Origin of the sequence: Prevotella melaninogenica (genome assembly GCF_013267595.1) — a bacterium.
GTDB lineage: Bacteria > Bacteroidota > Bacteroidia > Bacteroidales > Bacteroidaceae > Prevotella > Prevotella melaninogenica_D.
The window spans coordinates 673,882-699,290 of the sequence record NZ_CP054010.1 but is presented as its reverse complement, the minus strand read 5'-3'; the positions used below and the strand labels follow the sequence as shown (position 1 = coordinate 699,290).

General features: G+C 41.7%; 12 protein-coding genes. 10 read left to right on the top strand and 2 right to left on the bottom strand.

Going from position 1 to position 25,409, the window contains the following annotated elements; all coding sequences use genetic code 11:
• Window positions 1–14 precede the first annotated feature (14 nt).
• The 4 genes from mnmA to FIU21_RS02585 all read left to right on the top strand — a co-directional run bounded on the left by mnmA (window position 15) and on the right by FIU21_RS02585 (window position 10,220).
• Window positions 15–1,097 carry a tRNA 2-thiouridine(34) synthase MnmA gene (gene mnmA, locus FIU21_RS02600; protein WP_004359381.1) on the top strand — a complete coding sequence of 361 codons (1,083 nt, stop codon included), beginning with the start codon at window positions 15–17 and terminating at the stop codon, window positions 1,095–1,097.
• Window positions 1,098–2,413: 1,316 nt separating this feature from the next.
• On the top strand, window positions 2,414–4,015 hold the full coding sequence (locus FIU21_RS02595; RefSeq protein ID WP_004359383.1) for a hypothetical protein: 1,602 nt from the start codon (window positions 2,414–2,416) through the stop codon (window positions 4,013–4,015).
• Window positions 4,012–6,390, top strand: a complete 2,379-nt coding sequence (locus FIU21_RS02590) for a S8 family serine peptidase (RefSeq protein WP_036885859.1) — start codon at window positions 4,012–4,014, stop codon at window positions 6,388–6,390. The genes FIU21_RS02595 and FIU21_RS02590 overlap by 4 nt, the downstream gene beginning before the upstream one ends.
• 116 nt (window positions 6,391–6,506) lie before the next feature.
• A complete protein-coding gene (locus FIU21_RS02585) occupies window positions 6,507–10,220 on the top strand; it encodes a DUF6383 domain-containing protein (RefSeq protein WP_036885861.1) in 3,714 nt (1,237 codons plus the stop codon).
• Between the two features lie 78 nt (window positions 10,221–10,298).
• Here the strand turns inward: FIU21_RS02585 and FIU21_RS02580 are convergent, their stop codons facing one another.
• Window positions 10,299–10,439 (bottom strand): hypothetical protein, encoded by a 141-nt coding sequence (locus FIU21_RS02580; RefSeq protein WP_155812482.1) that lies wholly within the window; start codon window positions 10,437–10,439, stop codon window positions 10,299–10,301.
• A 310-nt stretch (window positions 10,440–10,749) separates the two neighbouring features.
• On the opposite strand from FIU21_RS02580, the gene FIU21_RS02575 reads away from it, so the two are divergent.
• The 6 genes from FIU21_RS02575 to FIU21_RS02550 all read left to right on the top strand — a co-directional run bounded on the left by FIU21_RS02575 (window position 10,750) and on the right by FIU21_RS02550 (window position 22,865).
• On the top strand, window positions 10,750–12,450 hold the full coding sequence (locus FIU21_RS02575; protein WP_004359387.1) for a putative transporter: 1,701 nt from the start codon (window positions 10,750–10,752) through the stop codon (window positions 12,448–12,450).
• Window positions 12,451–13,658: 1,208 nt separating this feature from the next.
• A complete protein-coding gene (locus tag FIU21_RS02570; protein ID WP_004359388.1) occupies window positions 13,659–16,967 on the top strand; it encodes a SusC/RagA family TonB-linked outer membrane protein in 3,309 nt (1,102 codons plus the stop codon).
• Window positions 16,968–17,122: 155 nt separating this feature from the next.
• Window positions 17,123–18,835, top strand: a complete 1,713-nt coding sequence (locus FIU21_RS02565; protein ID WP_036885863.1) for a RagB/SusD family nutrient uptake outer membrane protein — start codon at window positions 17,123–17,125, stop codon at window positions 18,833–18,835.
• A gap of 22 nt (window positions 18,836–18,857) precedes the next feature.
• Window positions 18,858–19,784 (top strand): zinc-binding metallopeptidase, encoded by a 927-nt coding sequence (locus FIU21_RS02560; protein ID WP_004359390.1) that lies wholly within the window; start codon window positions 18,858–18,860, stop codon window positions 19,782–19,784.
• Window positions 19,785–19,798: 14 nt separating this feature from the next.
• The gene (locus tag FIU21_RS02555) at window positions 19,799–21,550 is read left to right on the top strand and encodes a DUF4302 domain-containing protein (protein ID WP_004359391.1); all 1,752 of its coding nucleotides are present in this window, start codon (window positions 19,799–19,801) and stop codon (window positions 21,548–21,550) included.
• 7 nt (window positions 21,551–21,557) lie between these two features.
• Window positions 21,558–22,865 carry a BACON domain-containing protein gene (locus FIU21_RS02550; protein WP_004359392.1) on the top strand — a complete coding sequence of 436 codons (1,308 nt, stop codon included), beginning with the start codon at window positions 21,558–21,560 and terminating at the stop codon, window positions 22,863–22,865.
• A gap of 1,033 nt (window positions 22,866–23,898) precedes the next feature.
• Here the strand turns inward: FIU21_RS02550 and FIU21_RS02545 are convergent.
• Window positions 23,899–25,314: an alpha/beta hydrolase family protein gene (locus FIU21_RS02545; RefSeq protein ID WP_004359393.1), complete on the bottom strand. Its 1,416-nt coding sequence runs from the start codon at window positions 25,312–25,314 to the stop codon at window positions 23,899–23,901.
• Between the last annotated feature and the right edge of the window lie 95 nt (window positions 25,315–25,409).

Below are 25,409 nucleotides of genomic sequence, written 5' to 3'. Positions count from 1 at the left end.
GAAAGATTGTAAAGATGAATATTCAGGAACTCGAAGGTAAGCGTATTGCCGTTCTCCTTTCTGGAGGTGTTGACAGCTCGGTTGTGGTCTATGAGTTTGCACGATTAGGACTACATCCAGACTGTTTCTATATCAAGATAGGACCGGAAGAGAAGGAAGACTGGGACTGTAACTCTGAAGAAGACCTTGAAATGGCTACACTTGTGGCACGCCGCTTTGGCTGTAAGTTGGAAGTCATCGACTGTCATAAGGAGTATTGGGACAAGGTGACACGCTATACCATGGAGAAGGTGAAGGCTGGTTTTACGCCTAACCCAGATGTGATGTGCAACCGACTGATAAAGTTTGGGGCTTTTGATGAGAAGATGGGACATGACTATGATCTCATCGCAACGGGTCATTATGCACAGACAGAATGGATTGACGGACGTAAATGGCTCACCACAAGTCCTGATCCAGTCAAAGACCAGACAGACTTCTTAGCACAGATTTATGACTGGCAGCTGAAGAAAGCAATCTTCCCTATTGGCCACTACGAGAAGAATGAGGTGCGAGAGATTGCCGAGCGAGAGAATCTTATCAATGCGCACCGAAAGGATTCGCAGGGAATCTGCTTCCTTGGAAATATCGACTATAATGAGTATGTACGCCGCTATTTAGGCGAAGAAATAGGCGACGTCATCGAACTTGAAACGGGAAAGAAGATTGGCGAACACAAAGGACTATGGTTCCATACTATCGGGCAACGGAAGGGACTCGGTCTTGGCGGTGGCCCTTGGTTCGTTATCAAAAAAGATGTAACTAAAAATATCCTGTATGTAAGTCATGGCTACGACCCTGCTACAGCCTACAAAAAAGATTTCCCGCTCCATGACTTCCACTTCCTAACAGAAGGTATCACAACCTTACCTGAGAAGATTACCTTCAAGATTCGCCACACACCTGAGTACCATCCAGCAACTGTTGAACAGTTGTCGGACGGTAGGTGTATCATTCACTCTACCGAAAATATCCATGGCGTTGCCCCTGGACAATTCTGTGTTGTCTATGATGAACAGCACCATCGCTGCTTTGGTTCTGGAGAAATAACGTTGTAAAGTTGACGAGTTGATGTGTTGACAAGTTGACGAGTTAAGGGTTGACAAGTGGACGAGTTGTGTGTTCTGTTTGTTGAGTTAGCTTGAAGAACTTTCATTTTGCCTTTGCTACAATGATAAACAATCATAGTCGGGTTATTTTTTCATACAAAAAGAATAGATAAAGATAGGCTATAACAGCTTTTCTAAGTATTGCTATCTGGTAAACATTCCCTATATCCGTTAGAAATTAGTGGCTTACTATCTTTATTACTATAATCTTATCGCCCCTTTCTTTCCGTCTTCAAATAATGTGTTGACGCCCCGCACATGTCGTGCTGATGCTTAGCACCAATGGTGCTGAGTACTAATTACGTTGTAATATATGACCGATGAGGTCTTAATTTGGGTTCTTCCGAATATGGAGTGATAAACTAAAAGTCTTATATAATAGGCACACGGAGTCACGGAGGGGACGGAGGTAACGCAATGTCACGGAGGTGCCGATGGCACAAAGAGCGACGGAGGTGTTGCGTACAGATTCTTGATAACTCTTTTGGGATAAACGCTTTGCATATAAAGAGCTAATAGAATTGGCATACAAACTCCGTCGCTCTATGCACCGACGGTGCCTCCGTGACTTCCATTGCTTTGTTTTAATAATCCTCCGTACTCTCCTTTTCTCTGTGTGACATTGCTTCAAACTCTAAACACAAGTGGCAAACCTGATCACTCCAAAATCCTGAAGACCCTTAATTTGTTGTTAGAAGTGAGTCATACTATTAAAAATAAACTTAATAGATTACTGGTCTAAGAGCAGAGAAATAAATTAAAACGATTTTTCTTATATATTAATTAGGTGGGATTTGATTGTTTCCTGCCACTTATCAAACGACTTTGTAGATAATTCTTCTTGTTAACTTCGTTTTCTAATATCTTTTATTTTCTTAAACTAATGTTGTATACCTTTGTCTACTTATTTATATATTCAAATGTGTCCTTTTTACAACCACATCCCGTTCTCTTTTATCTAAATATCTGCTCAACCCTTTTGTAGCCTACAAACTACGAGAATTTTATAATTATAAGTGTTTTATGTACTCTTTTGTTTGAAATAGAAATTAAGAATACATTTTATGATTTAAAGTATAATTTTAATCGAAAAAAGATTGCTTCTTTTATAAATAATATTTATATTTGCACCAGATATGTTATAGAACGAATAACCTGTAAGAGTCTTTACTCATCATTCGTCTAAAAAACTCTTCAAATAAGAGTTAAGATACCATAGAGATAAGAGTTGCATCTGATATTTGGTCACTAATAAATATGTATATATGAAGCAGGTTTACTATTTTATTTTCTTAGTGCTACTGGCGTTCTCGTCAGTAAACGCAAAGGCTGACACAACTGTAAGGGTCAAGGTTGATGATATCAACAGAGTTTCAGTCAAAGTAAATTACGTGCCCGTTGTCAATCTTGCTAACGGAACAAATGAAATTACTGTGCCCCAATATGGTGCCTTAACCATTGAAGCAAAACAAGGTTATTACTTAAAGAGCGTTCTCAAGACGATTGATGCTGACAACTCTGCACCACAGACTATTAATAATCTAACCAGTTGCAATATTTATGTTTCAGATGCAGACAATAATAAGCTCTTCACTGTTAAAAGTGCTGACTTAGCTGCAGCGCGCACAGGTTCATGTACTGTAAACGTTGATAATGCCTCAAAAGTGAGGGTGTCACGCAATGAATCACGCACGTCTGTAGAGTTACAAAATGGTGAAAACACAGTTAAATGGATTCCTAATACCGAGAAAACACTTGTAATTACCAATGCTAATTATGGCGATGCTCCTATATATAAGGTGACACTTGATGGTATCGACGTTACTCCTTCAAGTGGTCAATACTTTGTCACGCTGACCGCTGGCTGTGTTGTAGATATCAAAGCAGATTATCCAAACGTATCTTATCCTGTTAAATTCAACTTTACTGACGAGAAAGCAAAGGGTGTTATCTCAAAGGTAATGGCTGATGGTGTGGAAGTTAAGAACTACAATGACGCTGATTTCAAGCTGAAAGCTGGAACAAAATTGTCATTAACTTTCGACCAAAGTAACTATGCTTTAGATGCTTTCAAGGTTAATGGGACTGCCACTACGATATATGGTACCTACGAATGCTATGTGAAAGACAATCTTGTCTTTGATATTCAAGCACATAAATATGCTACTGTAAAGGCTGTTTTGACTGTTGATAACGCAGCAAATATCACCGCTTATGAGGGACAAAGCTATAATAATAAGGTGATAACGCTACAGAATGGCAGTAATAATATTGAGTTAGGCGAGAAGAATAACCTCATCCAAATAAAACCTAATAGCGGTTGTAAGATTGAGTCTATCAAGGTAAACGGTACTCCTGTAACAGCTAATTACGAAGGAGCATACGAGATAAGATTAACCGATGGTATGACGATTGAGGTTACAACATCAGCCATTGTGCGCGACCAGAAGGCAACGGTTTTCATTGACGACATCAGCCTTGCTAACTATGGCTTCAACTTCTACCGCTCTGATCACTCAACGGTAAAGCTGCAGACAGGTGAAAATATAGTGATGTTCTCAGCCGACGACCATCACTTCATGCTTGGTGCTTACGGCAACGACTTGAGTAAGATGGTAGTTAAACTCAATGGAACGATACTTGCCCCATCCTATCCTGGCGGCACAAGCTTTGAGTTTGATTTGAAGAACAACGACCGTCTGGAGGTCTTACTCAAGGGCGACACAGCTGGTATTGATGCCATAGAAGCCGTAAAACAAGGGAAGGCTGTAGTCTATCGTCTCGATGGCAAGCGCATAGAAGGCACACAACTGCCTAATGGAGTATATATTATTAACGGTAAAAAAGTTATAGTTAACAAGCGATGAGAAAAATTCTACTCACTGTATTTTGTTTATGTTCAGTAGGATTAGCTTACGGTCAGTCGAAGCTTGACCTACAAAGTCAGTTGGAACTGTTCAAACTCCGTAACACTTCCATTCCTACCTACAACAGTCGTACACGTTCGTTTGAACGTCCAAAAAGTGTACCAGAGAACACAATGGCAATGGTCGAACTGAAGGATCAGAACGGCCGTGCAGACTTAGAGGCACAAGGAGTAAGGGTGCTGCGAGTACGTGGTAATATTGCCATTGTCGTAGCTCCAATAAAAGACATTGAGCGTATTGCAGACTTGAAGTGCGTTCGTCGTATGGAACTCCCACGTCGCGTTTATCAGAAGATGGACGTCGTACGTAAGGAGATTGGCGTAGATAAGATTCACCAAGGCATCGACCTCCCACAGGCTTACACTGGTAAAGGAGTGGTAACGGGTATTGTTGATGGTGGTATTGACCCTAACCATATCAACTTCCTCAAGCCAGACGGAAGCACGCGATTTGGTTATATCAGTAAGATTACAGCCAGTCAGTCAAATAAGGATGGTTATCAATTCGATAACTATTACCCTCGTGTCGTACTTGATACCTTAACAAACCGTGATAATGCATACGCTATTGAGGACTTTACGACCGATTCCTACACTACGTTCCATGGTACTCACACTACAGGAATCATGGCGGGTGGATACAAAGGTAATATCACCTATGCTAAGACTAACGATAACGATAGGTCTTATAAAGTGACAGGTCCTAATCCTTTCTATGGTTGTGCGACAGAGTCAGAACTTGTGGCTTCATGCGGTGATTTGCGTGATCAGTATATTGCATTTGGTGTTGATGATGTCGTACAGTATGCAAAACTATCAGGAAAGAACCCAAAGCCATGTGTTATCAACCTTTCATTAGGTAGTAACATTGGTGTACACGACTCTACAAGTGTAATGAATCGCTTCCTTGCAGAGGAAGGAAAGCACGCAATTATCTGTGTTGCTGCAGGTAACGAAGCGAACATGGGCATCGCATTAAAGAAGAATTTTACCGCTGCAGATGAGACGGTTAAGACTTTCCTCACGCCAATGCAGCCAGATACTTTGCGTTCTGGGAATAAGACCTACTTTAATCTTCGTAACGGACAGATAGCTGCTTATAGTAATGATTCTACAGAATTCGAGTTACAAATTGTTGTTACTAATGCAAATCGTCGTAATCGTGCTGTAGCCAGAATTCCTATTTTAAAGAATACAAATGGCCAACCTGTGACCTATGCATCAGGTGGTAATGACTATTCAATGTCAGGCGCTGTGATTGACCCAAACTTTGCGAAAGCGTTTGATGGTTACGTCACAGCAGCTTCTGCTATAGATGCTGAAACGGGCCGTTACTATGCTATGGCGCAGATAATGACCAGTGATAACCAGAAAGAAAATCAGGATGGCCACTATAAACTGGCATTGGAAATAAAGAGTAAGAAGCCTGGACAGCGTGTTGAAGTTTATAGCGATGCACAGTTTATCTACTTCGATAGTAACAGGCAGGAGGGTTTCGTAAGCGGAACACGTAATGGTTCTATCAGCGATATGGCATGTGCTGCAAACATCGTTACTGTTGGTAGCTACAATGTACGCAACCATTGGTCATCTCTCAACGGCTTTGTTTATGGATACAACAAGCGAGGTGACGAGGATGACTTCCCTGAAGGCGAGGCTTCACGCTTCTCTTCTTTCGGTACATTAGCCGATGGTAGAAACCTTCCACACGTATGTGCTCCGGGTGCATCTATCATCTCTTCTGTTAACACATATGCTGTAGAGAATCAAGAGTTAGGATATACTGACATGGCATTGCAGGGTAGATTGGAGAAAGGTGGTAAGAAATACTACTGGCATCAATCACTCGGTACATCCATGGCTACGCCTGTTGTGGCTGGTGCTATTGCCCTCTGGCTTGAAGCGAACCCAAGCTTGACAGTCAAGGACGTAGTCCGTATCATCCAGCAGACTGCTCGTAAGGATAACTTTGTTACTAATACAGGTGACCCAGTACAGTGGGGAGCTGGTAAGTTTGACGCTTACGCAGGTTTGAAGCAGGTACTAAAAGAAAAGGAAACCAATGGTATTAATGGCGTAAGATACGCTGAGAGTCAAGCAGTACCTGTCATCACAATGACTGGCGAACGTTCTTTCTCAGCCTTCCTTGCTGGTGCAAAGCAGCTGAACTTACGTGCTTACTCACTTAGCGGACAGTTAGTTCACTCGCTCTCAGCACAAGGTGACGAACTCAACGTTAATGCCTCTTCATGGAACAAGGGCGTTTACTTGATTCAAGTAAATGGTGGTAAGGCACAACGTATCGTTATCTATTAAGGCTTGATACATATTGAATAATATTCCCAAAGGATAGGACTAACACTCCTAACCTTTGGGAATACGATAAGTAAACATAAGCTATAAAATCAGAACACAATAATATTTATATTTATATGAAGCACAAATTTACTTTTTTTCCATCATTCCTCCTCTTAGTGATGGCTATGTTGTGGAGTTCGCTTGCTGCCCATGCACAAGACGAAGTTTTGATTCGATTCCACACCAATGTGCCTGAAAAGGCAAAAAAATCTGGTGTGGCAGCACAGGTTTCTTTTGTGTTGGGTTCTAAGTCAGACAAGGCCGATGTATCTATCGACTATGGTTCTGGTGATACCGAAGTTGAGATTAAGAAAGCTATTGTTGAGAATGATAATGGCGAACAGACCATTAAGGGTACTCTCTGTACAAGTGCTGTGACAGATGCAGGTTGGGTAACGATCTCTGGTGACCCAGACGACCTCTATTTCTTCAATGCTTCTGGCAACGAGATCGACCAGATTCAGTTTAATGACAACTTGAAACTCCAGGTCTTGAACTTAGAGCATAACAACTTAAAGTCACTCAACATCGACCGTTTGCAGAGTCTAAATATCATCTATTTGCAGGATAATCCTTTCTCTGCTACAACTCCATTGATGATTGGTCGTATGCCAAATCTTATGGTGTTGGAGGTTCCACAGATTGGACATATCTCTCTAAACTTCACACTGAAGAACTTCCCTAATCTCCGTTCGTTTGATGCTTACCACACTATCAGTCTCAAGACAGCAGATCCAACAGGCTGTCCATATCTGCAGCGTTTGAGCCTTGACATGACAAGTGTTGAAAGTGTAGACCTCTCAAAGAACCCAGAATTGCAGATTCTCAACGTGGGTGACTCTCGTGTAAAGACACTTGATCTTAGCCATAACCCTAAAATTACACAGCTCTATATCTCTCATTCTTCTGGAACTGTCAATACTGACGTGAAGTTTGAGACCATTGATGTATCGCATTGTCCTGAACTTTACTACTTCTATTGTGGTGGTAATAACTTGAAAGAACTTGATTTAAGAAGCAATCCAAAGCTCTTTACGCTCTCTTGTGATCGTAACCTCTTGAGAAAGCTCGACGTTAGTCAGAACCCTGCACTCTATAGTGTCAACGTACGTTATAACTATATGGATTTTGCTACACTGCCAGAGCCAGGCAACTGGTTTGAGTATTACCACGAGCAAAACCCTATGGAGTTGAATGATACATATAAGGTAGGTGATGTTATCGACCTTAGTAAGCGTGTGCTTCGTGCAAATACAACGACTCAGGCAAGACTCTACCGTGTTCCAAAGGCTGACCCAACAAAGCCAGTAGAGTTAGACGACAGCTATTACTCATACGAGGCTGGTAAGGTGACATTGAAGAAAGCACTTGATGAAGAAGTCTTTGTTCAGTTTACTAATAGCCGTCTCAGAGACTATCCTATCCGCACAGAGAACTTCCGTGTGAAGACTGTTGCCGAGTTTGGTAAGGATGTGAAGGCTGTTGAAATGTCAAGTCTTGGATCAGAGGGTTCTCCTGTTAACATGTCGGTGGGTATCCTTGGTGCTACAGCAGCTAATCCTGTAACAGTAAAGGTTGACTTAGGTGATGGAGAAACAAAGCCATTCCAGATTAAGGAAGAGCGCCCTGCTACAGCAAATATTGCTACTACACGTACTGGCGCAGGTAACATTATTATATATGTTCCACAAGATAAGTACGTAACAAGTCTTGAGTCTGATGGTCAATACATTGATAACATCGACCTCTCTGCACTTACAGAACTTCGCATACTGACGTTGAAGAATGCAGGTCTTACTACTATTGACCTCTCTTATAACAATAAGCTTGAGAAACTCGACCTCTCTCATAATCAGCTAAATCGTGTTGATCTTCGTGGTCCATCATCTTATTTTAATAAGAGTAAGTTGACTGATATCAATATTAGTCATAACCAAGTTGACTCATTGCTCTTCAATACCATCTATGGTGTAACCAAGCTCAATGTAAGTCACAACAAACTGAATAAGTTGGATCTTAAGGATGCCGACAACTTGCGTATGCTTGATATCTCTAACAATAAGTTCACTCGTCTCCTCCTTAATCACAGCGAACTCATCGAGGATATCAATGTGGCAAACAACGAACTTACTGAGGTGAAGATTCCACCTGTAGCACCAGTTAAGAAGTTGAATGTTAGTGGTAACTACTTCACATTGGCTAATATGCCTAACGACTTCGGTCTGACTCGTGGCAACTTTATCTATGCACCACAGCATGTATTGCAGATTTCAACCTCTTCACCAGGTATTGATCTCTCTGAACAGAATATTACAAAGGATGGGTCAACAACTAACTTTGTATGGAAGAAGAAAGATGGTACACTGTTACAGTTGGGCAAGGACTACACCATCACCAATGGTTCAGCTAAGTTCACCAACCTCGCACTTGACTCAATCTATTGCGAGATGACACATCCTGCTTATCCTGATTTCGAAGGTAAGAACGTCTTCAAGACTACTAATGTTCATCCTATCGCCTTCCCTAAATACGAGTTGGCATCATTTACTACTGTCAACCAGACCGATAGCGTAGTATTGTCTCTCGCAAGCTATGTTCCTGGTAAGTCTGTTTACTTCGAGTGGGGCGGCAATGGTAATGTCACACAGTATACACTTGGAGAGACTTACAAGATCTTCCGAGCTAAGTCAAAGCCGAATACAAAGGTACGTGTGCTTGTTGCTGAGCCTGATGATAAGGTGAAAGTCTTCAGTGTTGCAAACGTTAATATGACTAATGTAGACCTCACTGGTTTGAAGGAAGCGAAGCTCATTTCTATAACTCATGCCGGACTGACATCTGTTAAGCTCCCTGCAGCACCAAATCTTACTGATTTGAACCTTGAAGCAAATGAGTTGACTGATATTGATTTGTCAGCTTTCCCAAAACTTAATTTCATCTCGTTAACGGGTAATAAGATTAAGAACTTCGACTTATCAAAGGCGCCAAACCTTGGTATTGCTTACCTCTCAAGCAATAAGATGAAGGAAATCAAGCTTGACAACCCTAAGCTTTGGAACCTTGACTTGAGCGATAACGACCTCGAAAGCGTGTCACTCGACAAGCTTCCTCAGTTAGAGCAGTTGTGGTTGAACGCTAATAAGTTGACAAAGGTTGACGTATCAAAAAATACCAACCTTAGAGTTCTCAACGTTGTTGGCAACCGTCTGAAGTTCTCTACAATGCCATTGCCAAGCAATAACGGCAAACGATTTGATAGATACTCTTACAACCTTCAGGCACCAATCGATGTTAAGTGCGTTGATGGTAAGGTTGACCTCAGCTCTGAAGCTGTCGTTGGCGGTGAGATGACAACCTACCACTGGTTCATCGGTAATGTGACCTATAAAGATGGCGAGTTACAAGGTGAGAAGTTAGAGGTCAATGATGAGTATACCGTTGAGAATGGTGTAACTACATTGAAGCTCACTCAGCCTATCACCAACCTTGTTTGTGTGATGTCGAACGATAACTTCCCTAATGCACTTATCTATACAAACTACATCGCGTTTACACCTGACCCAACAGGCATTGATGCTGTTACAGCTGATAAGGATGTTAAGATTCAGTTCTTCGATGGTGCTGTTAATATCCTTGGTGCAAAGAATGCTACAACAGCTATCTACTCAATCGATGGTAAACTCGTTTACCAAGGTAAGGTTGCTGACGATAGCACACGCATCTCTCTTGCTCGTGGTACCTACATCGTACGTGTAGGAAACAAGGCTGCAAAGATTAGCGTAAAGTAAATTAGTAGTTAATAAATAGTCAATCCCCTTGTTTGTTGTAGAATACTTATTCGACAACAAACAAGGGGATTCTTTTATTTATGTAGCCTTATCGCAATCTTTTAGCACCTGACACCATTGGTGCTTACCATCAGCACGATGCGTGCTAAGCATCGACACGTTAGGTGATGAGAGTAGGAGAGGGACTTTATAATCATTAGAATGAATAGAATAGGTCATGTCCAGAATAGCAACAAAAAAGATTTAGAGGTCCTTAGCATGAAGATGAAAGTAGACAATTACTTCTTTGGCTATCTTAATCTCTCATAGGTTATTATACTACAATGCCTTTCATCTTTATTTGTCTACATTGAAAAGAATATCTCATCATTTCATAATCCCGAAGGCTCAATAACATCTTACGAACAGTTTTTACATAGGTAAATAAGAAAGTAACGTATACAAAAACAGACACATGGTTAAAATTCGTCATAAAAGATTAGATTATATGCCTTTAAATCTTTATCTTTGCACACACTAAATAATACTTATGGACTGGTTAATTGATATTTTTTCGGCAGAGAAACAGGATACGGTAGCCCATATTATGCTATTGTATTCTATTGTCATTGCCTTGGGTATCTACCTGGGCAAAATTAAAATTGGAGGTATTTCGCTTGGCGTTACCTTTGTGTTGTTTGTGGGCATTCTTGCTGGTCACATTAAATTTACAGGACCTATCCCCGTATTGACCTTTGTACAAGACTTTGGATTGATTCTTTTCGTCTTTATGATTGGTTTGCAAGTCGGACCGGGATTCTTTGAAAGTTTCGGTAAAGGTGGTCTGAAGTTGAACATTCTTTCGACGGTGGCAATCCTGCTCAACGTCCTTGTGATGTTTGCTTGTTACTACATTTTCTTTGACACGCAGGACAAGACAAATCTTCCTATGATGGTCGGTACGCTCTATGGTGCTGTGACGAACACTCCTGGTCTTGGTGCTGCGAATGAAGCACTCCACAGTGTCTTCAAGAATGGCATGGACTTCGACATCGCTTCTGGTTACGCTTGTGCTTATCCTTTGGGTGTGGTTGGTATAATCAGTGCGACGATCGCTATCCGTTATATCTGCAAGGTAAACCTTCAAGAGGAGAATGAAAAGCTGAATGAGGAAGAAGCTGAGAATCCTCATGCAAAGCCTTACACAATGTATTTGAAGGTACAGAATGCGTATATCGCAGGCCGTAAGCTCGAAGAAATATCAGAATTCCTTAATCGTGACTTCGTTTGTACACGTCTTATGCACGAAGGTGTATTGTCTGTTCCTACCTTAGATAATGTTTTTGAGTTAGGTGATGAGATTCTCGTTGTCAGTGCAGAGGGTGATGCAGCTGCCATCCGTGCTTTCATCGGTCCAGAGATTGAAGTAGACTGGCACGAGGAAGACCAGCCACAACAGTTGGTTAGCCGTCGTATTGTTATCACCAATAGCAAGATTAACGGTAAGACTTTGGGCGATATGCATTTCCGTTCAGTATATGGCGTGAACGTAACACGTATCAGCCGTCAGGGTATGGACCTCTTTGCTGGTCGCAACCACCGTTTTATCGTGGGTGACCGTATCATGGTTGTTGGTCCAGAAGAGAACGTTAACCGCGTTGCTTCTATGATGGGTAACTCTGAAAAGCGCCTTAACGCACCAAATATTGCAACCATCTTCGTTGGTATCATCGTTGGTATCATCTTCGGTACGTTGCCAATTGCGATTCCTCACATGCCTGTACCAATGAAACTCGGTCTTGCAGGTGGTCCGTTGGTTATCGCTATTCTTATTGGTCGTTTTGGTTATCGAATGGGACTTGTGACCTATACTACAACGTCAGCGAATATGATGCTCCGTGAGATTGGTTTGGCACTCTTCTTGGCTTCTGTAGGTATCAAGGCAGGAGCAACCTTCTGGGACACCGTAGTACAGGGTGACGGATTGAAGTATGTGTACACAGGTTTTATCATTACGATTGTTCCAATCCTTATTGTCGGCACTATTGCTCGTTTGAAGTATAAGTTCAATTACTTCACAATTATGGGTATGCTTGCCGGAACCTATACCGACCCACCAGCCTTGGCTTATGCAAACTCTATCTGTGCAGGTGAGGCTCCAGCTGTAGGTTACTCAACAGTTTATCCGCTCAGTATGTTCCTTCGAATCTTCTTAGCGCAGGTAATTGTACTCTTCTTCTGCCAGATTTAGGAAAGAATAAGATAAAAATAAAAAATAATTAGGGTGTATCAAATTTCTGATGCACCCTATTTTTATTCTCTTAAACCCAAATCGGTCATTAGAGCCTAAACATAATTTGTTTTATTATCGAGCAGATTGTCTGTCTTTGGGATGCAGGCATAGCGGGCTATGTTAAGTTACAAAGGCAGACAAGATGCCGACAAGAGAATAAAAGATGTTAGGAAACAACACAAAAACAAGAATTCCTGAAACATTGTGGTCTAATGACCGATTGGGGTTAAATGTGTGAGAGAATGTTTTACTCTAAATACAAAGTCCTTAGCTATCTGTTTTCTTACCACAAAGTTTCTTCTTAAGCCTCTGAATTTACTTTACATTATTTCGTTGTTTATTTGCCCCAAATGGCCATAAAACCTCTTTTTGAATAGCCTTTGTAACTTCCTTTATATCAATTTATTGCAAAACTGCTTTTCAAAAGGTGCTTAGTAAGATTTCAAAAGGGCGTTAGTAAGGCTCTAAAAGGGCATCTTTTACAAGCCAATTGGGCGTTAATTGCAAGCTAATTTATGCCCTTCTCAATTCGAATATTAAATTTTTCTTTACATTATATTATTGTTTTATGGTGTCTGGGATAGGAGGGTAGGGGTTGAGCGGTAACTCATTATGCTATTATCTCGTTCCATATTATTTTGTTATTTGGTCTTTGCTTACTTTGTTACCTTGTCTTTTTACCTTATCTTTATTCTGTCTCCCCTAATCTTTTGTCTTCCTTTAAATCAGCAATTTAGTTCATTTACACGCCCATTTACGTGTAAACAAAACTTATCAACATGTAAACAAAATCCTATTTTTCTTTTATAACTAATACCTTGTTCAGATGTTCACTTGTCAACTTGTCAAGTAAAACCTGTTTACTTGTCAACTAAACACCCTTCTGTTTATAATTATAAGTGTTTTATGTACTCTTTTGTTGAAATCAGTAAGTATTCAAGTAAATTTTAATAGAAAATGTAATTTTACTCGAAAAATGCTTGCAACTTATATAAATAATATTTAAATTTGCATCCCATGAAAGTAATAATCTTTTTATATTGTGAAAAAGCAGCAATATATTTAGGTTTAAGACTCATCTCTAATAAAATGTTTCAGAAAGGAACAAAATCGTAAAGTTTAGCGAAACAGTTACACAATAATATTTTAATAATCAAAAGAGATCTATGGAGAAAAGAATTACTCTCTTTTTGTTTGGTCTTATCCTGTCATTAGGAACAGCGTTTGGTCAGGCAAAGATTAACGGAACCGTAGTTTCTCAGGACGATGGAGAAGCCGTTATCGGAGCATCTGTCATGGTACAAGGTACTACGACGGGTACAGTTACCGATATTGATGGTCACTTCACTATCGACGTTCCTGCAGGAAAGAAACTCGTAGTCAGTTACATTGGTATGGTCACTCAGACCGTAACAGCAAAAGATGGCATGAAGGTTGTCCTCTCTAATGACAATCATCAGCTTACTGAGGTCGTCGTAACGGGTATGACCCAGCAAGACAAACGCCTCTTCTCTGGTGCTGCTACCAAGATTGATGCTTCAAAAGCTAAGCTCGATGGTATGGCGGATGTGAGCCGTTCGCTTGAAGGTCGTGCTGCCGGTGTGAGCGTTCAGAACGTGTCTGGTACGTTCGGTACTGCTCCTAAGATTCGTGTTCGTGGTAACACGTCAATCTTCGGTTCATCAAAGCCTTTGTGGGTTGTTGATGGTGTCATCATGGAAGACATTGCCAATGTTGATGCAAGTTCGTTGTCATCAGGTGATGCAAAGACTTTGATTTCTTCTGCTATTGCAGGATTGAATGCTGATGACATTGAAAGTTTCCAGATTCTGAAGGACGGTTCTGCTACATCTATCTATGGTGCTCGTGCTATGGCAGGTGTGATTGTTGTAACAACAAAGAAGGGTAAGGCTGGTCAGAGCCATTTGAGCTATACCGGTGAGTACACTCTCCGTTTGAAGCCAAGCTATAAGAACTTTAATATCATGAACTCACAGGACCAGATGGAGGTTTATCGTGAGTTAGAGAAGAAGGGCTATTTGAATTATGCCGAGATTGCTAACGCCTCTACAAGTGGTGTTTATGGTCGTATGTATCAGCTTATCTCTGAGTATGATGCTACTAAGGGACAGTTCGGTCTTGAGAATACACAGGCTGCACGTGACGCTTATCTGCGTGCTGCTGAGTATCGCAATACTGACTGGTTCGACCAGCTTTTCTCAAGTTCAATCATGCACAACCACTCTGTGAGTGCTTCTGGTGGTACAGACAAGGGTCAGTACTATGCTTCACTCTCTGCGATGTATGATCCGGGATGGTATAAGTCAAGCCGTGTTCAGCGTTACACAGGTAACATCAACACGACTTACAACATTAATAAGCAGGTAGGTTTGAACCTTATCGCTAATGCTTCTTACCGTAAGCAGAGAGCTCCAGGTTCGTTGAGCCGTACGATTGACCCATCAACAGGTGCTGTTAGTCGTGCTTTCGATATCAACCCTTACTCTTATTCTTTGAACACTTCACGTACACTCGACCCAACCGAGTCATATACACGTAACTATGCTCCGTTCAACATCTTCAATGAGTTGAACAATAACTACATGGACTTGAATGTACACGACTTCCGTATACAGACAAGTATTGACTATAAGCCAATAACAAAGTTGAAGCTTACTGCTTTGGTAGCTGTTAAGAGTGCTGCTTCAACGATGGAACATGTCGTTCGTGAAAACTCTAATCAGGCTTTGGCTTATCGTGCAATGGGTACAACAACTATCCGCGATGCCAATCCTTATCTTTATACTGATCCTGACAACCCATTTGCTCTTCCAGAGTCAATCCTCAAAGAGGGTGGTATTCTTGACAGAACAGGTAACCACTTCTTTGGTTGGGATACCCGTCTTTCTGCTGCTTACAACGATGTATTCAATGATACACACATCGTGAACCTCTATGCTGGTGTTGAGAGTAATAGCGTTGACCGTAAAGCTACTTTCGACCGTGAGTGGGGTATGATGTTTGATGCTGGTGAGATTGCTAAGCTGAACTATCGTGCATTCAAGATGTTCCAGGAGCAGGGTTCTGACTACTATAGTTTGTCAAATACCCACATTCGCAGTCTTGCTTACTTCGGTACAGGTACCTATTCTTATAAGGGTCGCTATCAGATGACTGGTACTTTCCGTTATGAGGGTACTAACTATCTGGGTAAGGCTACATCAGCTCGTTGGTTGCCAACCTATAACGTTTCTGGTGCATGGAACGCACATGAGGAAGAATGGTTTAATAAGGTGTTTAAGCAGGCGTTGACACATGCTACATTCCGCTTGAGCTACTCACTTACTGGTGACCGTCCTCCTGTAACCAACTCATTGCCAATCTTCACAGCAACAGTGCCTTGGCGTCCATTTACTTCTATTCAGGAGACTGGATACGATGAGCAGTTCGGTAATAAGAACCTTACTTATGAGAAGAAGCGTGAGTTCAACCTTGGTTTTGACTTTGGTTTCCTTGACAACCGAATCAATCTTACAACTGATTTCTACTGGCGTCGCAATAGTGACCTTATTGGTTACGTGAACCATCCACAGCTGGGTTCTTATAACCTTGCTAACGTTGCTTCAATGAAGTCTAATGGTATGGAGCTTTCATTGAATACACATAATATCAAGACAAAGGACTTCAGTTGGGAATCTAACTTTATCTTCTCATGGACACACAATGAGATCACAAGTCTCTTCACCCATGCACGTGTTATCGACCTCGTACAGGGAACTGGTTATAGTCTTGTAGGTTATCCTGTAAACTCTATCTTTAGCATCCCATTTGCTGGACTCGATGGTGAGGGTTTGCCTACATTCATGAACGAGGATGGTAGAAGAACAATCTCTGGTCTTAATCTCCAGGAGCGTGATCAGGAGAAGATTAAGTATCTGAAGTTCGAAGGTCCTGCCGACCCAACTACAACGGGTTCATTTGGTAACGTCTTCCGTTATAAGAACTGGGACCTCAACGTATTCGTTACTTATAGCTTTGGTAATAAGGTTCGTTTGAACCATATCTTCAGCAATCGCTATGACGATATGGATGCTCTGCCTAAGGAGTTCCGTAATCGCTGGACATACAGTGGTGATGAGGCTTTGACTACTATCCCTGTAATTGCTTCACGTCGTCAGAACCGCAACAATTCACAGTTGGATGTTGCTTACAATGCTTATAACTATTCTGATGTTCGTATCGCAAAGGGTGACTTTATTCGTATGAAAGAAATCTCATTGGGTTACACTTTCCCTGCAGCTATGATTAGAACGATTGGTGTTAGTAGTTTAGCTTTGAAGCTTCAGGCAACTAACCTCTTCCTCTTCTATTCAGATAAGAAGCTGAACGGTCAGGATCCAGAGTTCTTCAATACAGGTGGTGTAGCTGCGCCAGTTCCAAAGCAGTTTACCTTGACATTGAGATTAGGTCTTTAATATTTTAACGGAGGCTTCATATTCAGCTGAGAATATCCAAATGTTGATAGTAACTTTGGAGTTCCTAACAAGGTGAATGGTTGTAAAATGATACAGCCATTAGACAATAAAGAGATGCTGAATCAGAACCAGAAGTAATTTAATATAGAACGAATATGAAAATTAAGAATATCATATATAAGGGCAGCTTGATGCTTGCATCTGTAGCGATACTTGCATCTTGTGCTGACCAATTGGATACGTTGCCAGACAACCGTACGACTTTGGACACACCAAAGAAGATTGCTGGTCTGCTTGTGACAGCCTATCCTGACCGTACACCGACACTCTTTAACGAGTGGATGTCTGACAATACCGATTACATGGGAGCACAGAATAGTCAGGGTAATCGTGGTGGTGATCAGTACTTCTTCTGGCAAGAGCAGACAGAAGGTGGTAATGACTCTCCTGAGCAGGTGTGGATGCTTTATTATGAGGGTGTCTATAAGGCTAATGAAGCTTTGGCTGCCATTGAGGATCAGGGCGGTCCAAAGAACGATATACTTCGTAATTCAAAGGGTGAGGCTTTGCTCATTCGTGCCTATGACCACTTTATCCTTGCTAACGAATTCTGCCGTCCTTATAATGGCAAGACCAGTACAAAGGATGCTGGACTCTACTATGCAACAGGAATTGCAGACTTCTCTGCAGCTGCAGAACAGAGTAATCGTGGTACTGTAGCTGATGTCTATGCAAAGATTGCTGCTGATATTGAGGCTGGTATCCCATTGCTTAACGATACATATGAGGTGCCAAAGTATCACTTCAATAAGCAGGCTGCTTATGCTTTTGCAACTCGTTTCTACCTCTATTATGAGAAGTGGGAGAAGGCAAAGGAATATGCTGATAAGCTCTTAGGTAGTAACCCTGCTGCTTCTTTGCGTGACTATAGAGCATTGCAGGCTATGCCACTGAGTAAATCAGAGCAGGCAGTAAAGATTGCTGAGGCTTATTGTAGTGCTTCTGCAGACTGTAACCTCCTTGTTCAGACCAGTATTAGCAGTGCAGGTATGGCTCTTGCGCCATGGTTAACCAGTAAGCGTTATACACTCACTAACTACTTGTCAGAGACAGAGTTGTTCCAGAGTAATAACATCTGGGGCACATCATCAAACCTCATTTGGAAGCCATTTACCGTTAATTCAGGTGAGAGTAACTTCGCTTTATTGATGAAACTTCCACGTGAGTTTGAGATTCGTAATACTACAACAGGCTCTGGTTATCTTCGCACATTGAATGTTGACTTCACGATGGATGAGGCTTTGCTCAACCGTGCAGAGGCTGAAATCATGCTTGGTCAGAATGATGCTGCTTGTGCAGATATGACTATTTGGATGAAGAACTTCTTCAATACCAATGTGAGCCTTACCCCAACAAGTGTACAAACTTACTTCAAGACAGTTCTATATGCATATGCTGATGCTGCTAAGATGGTACCAAGTTTCAAGAAGCACATCAGCCCTCGCTTCACTATCGATGCTGAAGGCTCAGTGCAGGAGTCACTCTTACAGTGCTTGCTGAACTTCCGTCGTATCGAGACAGTACATCAGGGGATGCGTTGGATGGATATCAGACGTTACAATATCGAGATTCCACGTCGTTTGATTGGTGCTAACGGTAAGCCTTCAAAGAACCTTGATTGGTTGGAGAAGGACGACCCTCGTCAGGTGGTACAGATTCCACAGAGTATTCGTGAGGCTGGTGTTGCTGGCAACCCAGCTAAGGCTCTTGTAGCAGGTGCGAAGCTCGTTGACCTTTCTCAGTACAAATTGCCAGTACTTTCAGCGGTCAATCAGTATTCTGCTCCAGTAAGTGCACACTCTTTTTAATAGCTAATTAAAGGATTAAGAAATGAAGAAAAACATATTAGCTTTATCGCTATTGGCGGCAGTGACAGCAGGCTTCACTGCTTGTTCAGACGATAATTTGTCAAGCGAGAGCGTTATCAAGCCTTCTAAGACGGCAAACACTGTTTTCGACAAGTGGCTGTATAAGAACTTCGTAGTACCTTATAACATTCAAATCCAATGGCGTTATGAGGACAATGAGTCGGATATGTCTTACTATGATGTGCCAGCCGATTCAGCTCAGTCAGTGGAGTTAGCGCATATCGTGAAGTACACTTGTGTTGAAGCTTATACCGAAGCAGCAGGTATTGATTTCACACGTCGCTTCTTCCCAAAGCTCTTCAGCTTCTTGGGTGAGTTCGAGTATGGAAACAATGGTAGTATAAAACTCGGTACTGCTGAGGGTGGAAAGAAGATTCGTCTCTTGGGTGTTAATCATCTTGATAAAGTCAAGAACAATCGTACCGCTTTGGATGAATATTATCTTAAGACGATTCACCACGAGTTTGTTCACATCGTGAACCAGACTAAGGACTACCCACGTGAGTTTGGTAAGATAACACCAACAGGTTATGTTAATGATTCGTGGCTTTCTGAGAAGTATGGAACAGGCTATGAGAAGCGTGGTTTCGTTACAGCCTACTCACAGAAAGAAGAGCGTGAGGACTTTGCTGAGGTAGTAAGTACTTACATTATCTCTACCGATGCACAGTGGAAGGCTATCCTCAAGAAAGCAACCATTGTGGATGCGAATGGTGCAGAAGCAAAAGATCAGCCAGGTGTAACAGCTATTGAGAAGAAGCTCGAGATTGCTAAACGTTACTATAAAGAGACCTTTAATGTCGACCTTGATAAGGTGCGTGATACTGTCATTGAGCGTGAGAACAACGTTGTTAGTGGCAGTTATAATCTGACAAATCTTAATTATTAAGAAAGGATCATTATATGAAAGCAAATAAATTATTTATATATCTCCTACTTGCCTTGCCAGCTCTTTTCCTTCAGTCATGCCAGACAGAAGAAGAGAATGTCTTTGGAAAGCCTTACTCTGAGCGTATGGACGAATTCCTTCAGAAGGCACAGGAAACGTTGGTTGCATCGCAATATGGCTGGGCTTTAGACTATTATCCACAGAGAAACCAGGCTTATGGTGGCGTGGCTTATACGATTAAGTTCACCCGTGACAATGCGATTGTACGCTACGAGAATAATCCTGATGATGGCGAGGTAAAGTCATTGTATAAGATGAAAGAAGACGACGGACCGGTTTTGTCGTTCGATACGTACAATACCTTCCTCCACATTTATGCTACTCCAAAGAATGGTGAGTATCTCGGTAAGGAAGGCGACTTCGAGTTCGTTATCGATAGTATTGGTGCTGACCGCATCAAGATTCACGGCAAGCGTTCGTTGAATACTATGTATCTCAATAAACTCTCTGGCGAAGCTTCAGAATATATAGAGAAGGTAACAGAACTTACCAACCTCTTTGTTTTCTCTGATGTAGCTCTTACCATTGGTGGAAAGCCTTACACACTCGTTGTCACCGATAAGAACAATCGTCAGTTGGCTATCTATGATGGTGATAAACTTGTTGCTGAGTCTGCTTACGCCTTTACAGATAAAGGAATCCGTTTGTATGAGCCTATTATGTTGAATGGCGTACAGTTGTACGACTTAACATTTGATAAGGCAACAGCTAAGTTTACTGGAACAGGTGTGGAATCTACTGCTTCTAATGTTGATGTAAATCTCATTGCGAAGATGATAGGTGCTATCAACGCTTCTAATGGTGAAAAGACTATTACTAAGACCATTCCATATCTTAACAAACTCGACATCACTTGCGATGCATCATGGCTTCACCTCTCTAAGGATGGTGATAAGCTTACTATTAAGGTAGATGCTAATCCTATTGCAACGAAAGCACGTGGTGCAAAACTTAAGATTTCAAATGGTATAAAAGAGGCACAGGTTCAGATCCTGCAGTTCGACCTTTCTGCACTCATGGGTACTTATGAGCTCACGATGACTTCATATGTATCAAAGGATGGAAAGATGGGCTTCTTTGATAATACTCGTACAGCACGACTGAGATATGTTGGTTCTGGTGCGAACCGCAAGTTCTACCTCAATGTTCACAGTGCTTATGGCTCAGACTATGTATTCCCATTGACCTACGTAGCTTCTGCTAATGCATTCTTGATGCAGGGTGGTCAGAAGGTGATGACCTTCCAGGGAAATAATGTAAGCTATAACATCGGTAATGCCTTTAACATCGATGAGAAGAGTGGTACAGGTACAGGTACAGGTGCTTACAACCTCATTACCTTCACCGTTGCAGACAATGGCGACATCAGTGCGTCACTCTGTGGACCATTGTTCAGCATCTCTAATGGACAGGTACAGTATACTGGTTTGACTACTGAGCGTATCATTCTCTGGGCTTACACTGGCGAACCATTCACCTCTGAGAATCTTGCAGGTTGGTGGGATAAGTGGACTAACCCAGTAATCACCAAGAAGGCCTCTACATCTTCATCTGCCAAGCCTTCTATCTTGCCAGAGGATTCATTCGACAATACAGCGTCTGTATTGATGCCACAGTATCTACCAAACCGTGTTGCACGCTTCGATGTAGACTGGAACTCATTCCTCACAACATCTACAGCGTCTCAAGTAAAACTAAACAAGTAAGTGTTTTATGAAAAAGATATTTAATATTTGTCTTCTCCTTGCTGTTACTGCAGGCTTCGTTGCCTGCAGTGACGACAACGATGCAGGTAGTAATTACTTGCGTGAGAACCCTGTGCAGGTAGTAAATTCAAAACTTACCTTTACTGCTGCGGCACAGAAGGGTGGGGTGAAGTTTACTGCACCTGCTGGCTCAACCGTCTCTGTCAGTGATTCATGGGCAACAGCTCTGTTGCAGAACGATTCTATCGTAGTCAGTGTTACTAACAACCCAGCCATTGACAGTCGTTCTGCTGTGTTGACAATCAAGAATGGTAAGGATTCTACTAATCTGCCAATCTTGCAGGCTGGAGCTCTTTTCAAGTACAAAGGTACTAAGTATTACGCTGTGAGTGATAAGGATACAACCCTCACTCTACCTTATACTGCATTAGGTGCTGAGCCTTCTATGGAGCTTGCTGATGCTTCCGATGCTTCTGGTGTGGCATCAATTGAGAATAAGGACTCTGCTTTCGTGGCACATATTGGAGCTAACACAACAGGTGAGATTCGTACTTTCTCACTCGTTTTGAAGAACCAAGAGAATCGTGATACTATCACTGTAACACAGGGTGGCATTGACGATCTTGCAGGTAAGACCTATAGTCTCTATGGTTATGACCTTCTTAAGATGACCTCATCTACAACTGATATTAAAACTTTGGTTACGCAGATTGTTGGTACACTTGAGAAGAAATCTGATACCGAGTTGACCTTTAATTCAAGTGATACGGGTATGAAGATGACGCTCACCTTTGATCCTGCTAAGGTATCATTGTCATTGAAGGCTGGTGAATATGTTCTTTCAAAGAGAGTTAATGATACCACTTATTTCTACAGAACTGCTATTTGGGACATCAATCATTATGGTACATTCATGAAACTTATTCGTCAGCAGATTGAAGGTCATAATGCTGGTAAGGTGAGTGATACCGAATTTGCTGCATTCCAGAAGGTTGTTCCTGGTATTTATAACTATTATGCGTCAAATCAGTTGACAATGACAGCAAGGATGTCTTACTCTAAGGCGGATAAGATGGTTGCTGGTATTCTTGAGGATAGTGGTAAGAATGCCGCTTACATAAAGAGCTTAAAGTATTTAGGACCTTTAGGTTTCCCTCTTAATTCATTTAATGGAAATGTCTTCGCAATCTATAAGTACAACCAGCAGGGAAGCCAGTTATATCTTAATGGTCCTCTGTTCTTGCTTCAGCCTGTGATGCTTTTCCATCCTTTAAGCAAAAGTGCTAAGCCTGCTGCGTTCATGCAGAAGAGATAATGAAAGGTTTGAGAAGGCTTTAAGAGGGCGACTCTTTTTAAGTGGATGAGTCTTTTTAAGTAGACGGAGTACACAAGTAAACGAGTTGACAAGTTAATTGTTTTGAGGGGTATGGCTCCTTGGGATAATTAACTTGTCAACTCTTTTTTTGTGGTTTTGCATTCCTTGATGGAGACAGGGTAATGGGATACTAAGTAGACGGAGTACACAAGTAAACGAGTTGACAAGTTAATTGTTTTGAGGGGTATGGCTCCTTGGGATGATTAACTTGTCAACTCTTTTTTTGTGATTTTGCATTCCTTGATGGAGACAGGGTAATGGAAGACATGGTAACAGAGTAATAAGAGACATGGTAACAGGGTAATGGAAGACATGGTACAGGGTAATAAGAGACATGGTAACAGGGTAATAAGAGGTTCTTCCAAAATATGGAGTGATAAGCTAAAAGTCTTATATAATAGGCACACGGAGTCACGGAGGGGACGGAGGTAAACGCAATGTCACGGAGGTGCCGATGGCACAAAGAGCGACGGAGGTGTAGCGTACAGGTTCCTTATAACTTTTGGATAAATTGTTTGTGTATAGAATCTCTGATAAAGCTTGCAAATATGCTCCGTTGCTTTATGCACCTGCGGTGCCTCCGTGACTTCCATTGTTTTGTTTAAATAATCCTCCGTCCTCTCCTTTTCTCTGCGTGACATTACGTCAAAGCGGATTACACCAGAATTATGAATACTCAAAAGAAGGGTCTGAAATTTGTTTACAATAATTCCGCTTTCTACGCTTAAAAGCGGAATGAAAAGCGTTGATTTTACTACCTTTGTAAGTTTCCTATAATCAGATGGTTACAAAGTTGGTTGATAAAAGGTGCTTAGTTGGGTTCTTAAAGGGCGTCTTTAAGAGGTCAAAAGGGCGTCTCTTGGAAGCCAATTAGGCGTCTTTTAGAAGCCAAAAGAGCCTCTATTGAAATGGAGGTAGTGAAATTTTATTACAAAACGAAGGGTAAAGGGGGATTGCCCCAGCTCCCATTGAGTTAATAATTAATCTCAATGGAAGCTGGAAAAACTCTGTATGGGTCGAAATATTCGGTACAGCTATTAATCATGTCTTGGAGGTTTGCCTTCACATTCTTCCTATAGAGCTCTTTTCCGTTGACGATAACTGTCACAGGCTTGTTCATGTCTATGAGTTCGCTATTCAAATAAATGCGAAGTCTACCGCCCTTTGCATTTGTGTAGCTGCGGTTAAATCTCATTTCAATACCCCAATGTTTGTCCTTCTCAACAGCGGTATATTCCACCTCCTTGATATTTATCTTCACCACATTGTTGTGGATATTCATGTCATAGTAAGTGCGGTCCTTCGTGGGAGAGGTTAACACTTGTAGGTTGTAGAAGCCCGAACGATGGCGCCCATCCATGTCATAGTCTTCCCAGAGCACCGTCTTTGGATAGGGATTACGAACGAAATTCTTAAGCCATGGAGTAGTGAGGTCGTATTTAATATGATGCTGCATGCCAGGCAGTAGGTTGATACGATGAACAAAGAGAAGACGTTTGTCGGCATCAAGCGGTCGTGCCAACTGAGCAGAGTCAAATGCAATCTGCGTATAGTAAGTTAGAATATTACGGTAGAAACCAGTGTCATCCGCCCCTGTGAGGAATGAGAAACCAATGTTAGCACAGTTTTCTACAGGTGCATTCTTCAATGGTTCGCCACCAGCCATCGGACCAGCTGCAGCCCAATAGTCGGCATAGAAAGAGGCAAGACGCTGACTGCCATAGCCACCTTCAGATATACCGAAGACGTAGAGACGATTAGCATCAACATTACCCTCGACAAGTGCCTGTCGGATCAGTTTCTCCCAAGCAAACTGCTTTGCTACTTGCCACCAGCGATAGTAATCGCCTTCGTTAGGAATCTGTGGAATGAAATAGAGTGAAGGACCATCTTGGAATCTGTTTCCTAAGATAAGTCCGGTCGCCCATTCATGTTCCTTTGGACCAGAACCATGCAGGTAAAGGAACAACGGAAGCTTGCCTGCTGCGCTTCCCTTTACACCATAGTAGTAAGGCATGACGGCATTCTTTTCCAATGCTTCAGGTAAATTCCACGATGCTTTCATGCCCTTCCGCAAGTCTTCAGGCTTCGCGAGCTTCTGTTCATTCAACTCGCGATTCGCCTCACACCATGCCGCCCACACCATCTTTTGGTTTTGAGCGATATCTTTGTTCTTAATCAGCTGCTGTATATCTGTCGTATAAGTCTTATTACGTTGAAAGGCTTCCTTGCTCTGCTGCTCCACATTCTGCTTCGTTTTAAGCGTTTGAAGGAAGTAGTTTTTCACCTTCTCCTGCAAGTTTTTCACCTGTGCCTGTACATTGTTTGGTGTTACAGAGAAAGCGATTGTTAAGCCCACTGCTAAGATAAAGTTATTGATAGGTTTCATTATCAGTATTTATTTATTTGGGTTTACCCTTCTTTGAATGATTTAGGGTTGCAGACAAAGGTAAGCATTTTCAAAGGATTGTACAAGAGTTCTTG

Excerpts from the sequence above, each read along its gene's own strand:
- mnmA (WP_004359381.1), top strand. The coding sequence starts at position 15 with ATGAATATTCAGGAACTCGAAGGTAAGCGTATTGCCGTTCTCCTTTCT.
- FIU21_RS02595 (WP_004359383.1), top strand. The coding sequence starts at position 2,414 with ATGAAGCAGGTTTACTATTTTATTTTCTTAGTGCTACTGGCGTTCTCG.
- FIU21_RS02590 (WP_036885859.1), top strand. The coding sequence starts at position 4,012 with ATGAGAAAAATTCTACTCACTGTATTTTGTTTATGTTCAGTAGGATTA.
- FIU21_RS02585 (WP_036885861.1), top strand. The coding sequence starts at position 6,507 with ATGAAGCACAAATTTACTTTTTTTCCATCATTCCTCCTCTTAGTGATG.
- FIU21_RS02580 (WP_155812482.1), bottom strand. The coding sequence starts at position 10,439 with ATGACCTATTCTATTCATTCTAATGATTATAAAGTCCCTCTCCTACTC.
- FIU21_RS02575 (WP_004359387.1), top strand. The coding sequence starts at position 10,750 with ATGGACTGGTTAATTGATATTTTTTCGGCAGAGAAACAGGATACGGTA.
- FIU21_RS02570 (WP_004359388.1), top strand. The coding sequence starts at position 13,659 with ATGGAGAAAAGAATTACTCTCTTTTTGTTTGGTCTTATCCTGTCATTA.
- FIU21_RS02565 (WP_036885863.1), top strand. The coding sequence starts at position 17,123 with ATGAAAATTAAGAATATCATATATAAGGGCAGCTTGATGCTTGCATCT.
- FIU21_RS02560 (WP_004359390.1), top strand. The coding sequence starts at position 18,858 with ATGAAGAAAAACATATTAGCTTTATCGCTATTGGCGGCAGTGACAGCA.
- FIU21_RS02555 (WP_004359391.1), top strand. The coding sequence starts at position 19,799 with ATGAAAGCAAATAAATTATTTATATATCTCCTACTTGCCTTGCCAGCT.
- FIU21_RS02550 (WP_004359392.1), top strand. The coding sequence starts at position 21,558 with ATGAAAAAGATATTTAATATTTGTCTTCTCCTTGCTGTTACTGCAGGC.
- FIU21_RS02545 (WP_004359393.1), bottom strand. The coding sequence starts at position 25,314 with ATGAAACCTATCAATAACTTTATCTTAGCAGTGGGCTTAACAATCGCT.